Here is a 3,200-nt window from a genome sequence, read left to right on the forward strand (position 1 = left end):
ATACGGGAAGGGTCATCCGAAACATGATAGATGTGACGCTTGATCATAACGGCAGCTACTACCTGCCCTATTATGGGTATCCAACCAAGACACAATTATTTGAAGCGTATCCGCGTACTGAGGAATTCTTTCATTTAAAGAAGAAATACGATCCTGATAATCGCTTCATGAATCTTTTCTATGAGGAGTATCATCCATGAATTATAAACGTTTCGTTTTTTACCAAGGCACTGTTGGGATGGCTGCCAGCATGATTTTCCCTTTTTATATTTTGCTAATCAAAAATGTAGGCACCAGTTATTCGCAATTCGGTTGGGCATATGGAATATTCTCACTGACTGCAGCACTTAGCTATCCTTTAATCGGAAAACTCACTGACAAAGCCGGTGACAAAGCATTTCTCCTTATCTATTCATGGGGGATGGCACTAATTCTTCTTGCCTTTCCACTCGCATATGAAATTTGGCATGTCTATCTCCTGCAAATCATTATGGGGGTACTTGGGGCAGTACAAAAAAACACAGAAAAAACGGTACTTGCAAGATATGTTACGAAGAAAACAGCGGGTGAGGAAATTGGAAACTATCATGTTTGGACATCCATCGGTGCTGCAGCTGCGGTGATTGCAACCGGATATTTAGTCGACTTTTTAACGATTGGCAGCATCTTTTACATTGCTTCCTTAATGTTTGCCTGGAGTGGATTTATTATAATGAAGATGGAGAAAAACGCTTCACTATCTAATGCAGAATAAATAAAAATATAAGCATTTATTACTGGTTAGCCCTAATAAATTAATTACCCCATTTAGTAAAAGAAGCATCTGCATTAACCTCAGCAGATGCTTCTTTTACCATATATTCATTTGCTGATCAAAAAACTAAAAATGATCTTACAAAAAATATTAAACCTGCTGCCCATTTTTCAATTTGATAATTATTTTTTCGTCTAAAAAAACTAATGACATCATTATTATAGCCATCCCAATCAATTGATGAATGGACAACGCTTCATGTAAAAAGAAAAACCCTAAAATCATTCCGATGACTGGCACTATATAATTACTATATGAAGTAAATAATGCGCCTTCTTGCCGAATCAGCCTATTAAATAATGCATAAACAACACCTGCATGGAAAATGCCTAAAATCGCTAAGTAGATGGATTGAGATCGTGCTATATCCAATTTGAAAGATTGCTCAAACAAAAGGGACATGGGTATGAGCAATGCACTGGCAATCAGTAATACATTTCTCATATGAATGACGGAAGAACCCTCGTTTAATTTCTCCATGAAAATCAATGATAATCCAAAACTCATAGCAGCCAATATCATGAGGATGTTCCCCTGAATACTGTTAGAAAGGTCTTGGATTCCTTGTGTCGGCCAGGAAAGGAAGACAATACCTGCAAATCCGAATAGGATACTTGTAATCTGCGGCCTTGTGCTTTTTCTTTTGAAAAATGCTAGTAAAAAAAGGATGGTAAAGATGGGAACCATTCCAATCAGCACCGCGGCGATACTGCTAGGCACCGATTTCTGGCCTTGTGCAATAAAAACGAATGGGAGTACAACCTCGAAAAAAGCAATGATAATATACCATTTATAATAACCCCTGGGTACTTTTCGCTCTTCTTTTGATAAAAACAAACCAAAGAAGAGTAAACAGATACCGCCGATGCATGCTTTGATGGCTGATAATGTAATAACCCCAACATTTTCTATGACTAATGCAATAAAGAAAAATTGAGATCCCCATATACCACTAATCAAGAGTAACAATACATATTTATTCATTACTTTACCTCCCTTTTCAGCAATGGGTCGGCAAAAGTCTTACTATTTTGCTTGGATTGAATTCCACCAAAATAATTCGTGCCGATTACCCCAGCAAGAATGATCATTGCACCTATTACATGATAATAATGAATCGATTCATGTAAGAAAATCACCCCTGCCATTATTGTAATCAATGTCGCTAAATTACTAAAAACGCTCATTTTAGATGCTGGTAATATAGATAATGAATAGTTTGATAAAAAAGCAGTAAGCAAAGACGATAATACCCCAAGATATACGATTGAAATGAGGAATGCACTACTTGTGAAGGGTAATAAAAAGCTGCTGATGGAATGGTTAATTATATGGTTAATGACGGCCATACTATTAAAAGTCACAAAACCAAAGAAAGTCATCACATACGTTAACGTAAATAGTGAATATTGCTTTGTTACCTTCCTCGCTATCACATTATAAAGAGCGGCGGCAATCGAGGATAATAAGATCAGGATCGTTCCTTTCCAACTGTGAGCCGCATGTTGCAAGTCATTCATGACAAAGATAAAGATAACCCCCGTAACAGATAAATAAAGAAAAAATTTCTGAGCTCTACCTGCGTATTCTTTCAAAAATAATGAAGCTGATAATAACGTAAAAATTGGTATGGTCGCTTGGATAATACCCGCTTCTGAAGATGAGGTATAAATGAGACCAAACACTTGAAAAATAAAGAATAAAATTGGATAAAGGAACACCAACGGAAGAATTTTCACAGAATCCTTTGCACTCATTTTCACTGATGTCCTCCTTAATAGCTTAATGATTATGGCGATCAAGAAAGCCATCGTAAATCGATGTGCCAATGTATCTAGCGGACTAGCTTCCATTAATGATATTTTTGTAAAGAAAAATGAAAATCCAATAATAATGGCATAAAGTATCGCCGCAAGATAGGCTTTTTTATTTTCTGGCATATTGAGTAATCCTCCTTTTCAACACCCGGCCGGTTGTTAGTATCGTATTAAAAGTTCCACTACGATACAATACAAATATGAAGCATCTGTAACGGTACAGTTTTAGGAGGTAATCATGCTAAAATACGTAGCTTTGTTTAATGAATTTGAATCTCTCATCCAGAATGGACGGCTCAAAGCAGGCTTTAAACTCCCATCTATCCGTCAATTAAGCGATCAACATCAATGTAGTAAAAGTACAGTCTTGAAAGCCCTGCAAGAATTGGAAAAGAGGCATTTAATCTACGCCGTTCCTAAAAGCGGATATTATGTCGTACAAAAAGAATTTGATGGTAAAAGCGAACCCACAACAGACATCGACTTTGTTACCTCCGCTCCCGCTTGGCATCAATTTCCGTATCATGACTTTCAACATTGCATTAACAAAGCCATCGATACCTATCAGC

4 protein-coding genes and 1 pseudogene are annotated in these 3,200 nt (G+C 36.9%); 3 read left to right on the forward strand and 2 right to left on the reverse strand.

Going from position 1 to position 3,200, the window contains the following annotated elements; translation table 11 throughout:
- A pseudogene (locus AC1DVB_RS26220) lies at positions 1–200 on the forward strand (FAD-binding protein); the annotation flags it as partial.
- Positions 197–754, forward strand: a complete 558-nt coding sequence (locus AC1DVB_RS26225) for an MFS transporter (protein WP_057275977.1) — start codon at positions 197–199, stop codon at positions 752–754. The pseudogene AC1DVB_RS26220 and the gene AC1DVB_RS26225, both read left to right, overlap by 4 nt.
- A 150-nt stretch (positions 755–904) precedes the next feature.
- Here the strand turns inward: AC1DVB_RS26225 and AC1DVB_RS26230 are convergent, their stop codons facing one another.
- Both AC1DVB_RS26230 and AC1DVB_RS26235 read right to left on the reverse strand, forming a co-directional pair.
- Positions 905–1,798, reverse strand: a complete 894-nt coding sequence (locus AC1DVB_RS26230) for a DMT family transporter (protein WP_057275978.1) — start codon at positions 1,796–1,798, stop codon at positions 905–907.
- Positions 1,798–2,754 carry a DMT family transporter gene (locus AC1DVB_RS26235; RefSeq protein WP_057275979.1) on the reverse strand — a complete coding sequence of 319 codons (957 nt, stop codon included), beginning with the start codon at positions 2,752–2,754 and terminating at the stop codon, positions 1,798–1,800. Before AC1DVB_RS26235 ends, AC1DVB_RS26230 begins: the two co-directional genes overlap by 1 nt.
- Before the next feature lie 115 nt (positions 2,755–2,869).
- Between AC1DVB_RS26235 and AC1DVB_RS26240 the strand changes: the two genes are divergently transcribed.
- A partial coding sequence (locus AC1DVB_RS26240) for a GntR family transcriptional regulator (protein WP_477591719.1) occupies positions 2,870–3,200 on the forward strand: 331 nt, incomplete at its 3' end.

Source organism: Peribacillus sp. P4_D6 (assembly GCF_056401795.1).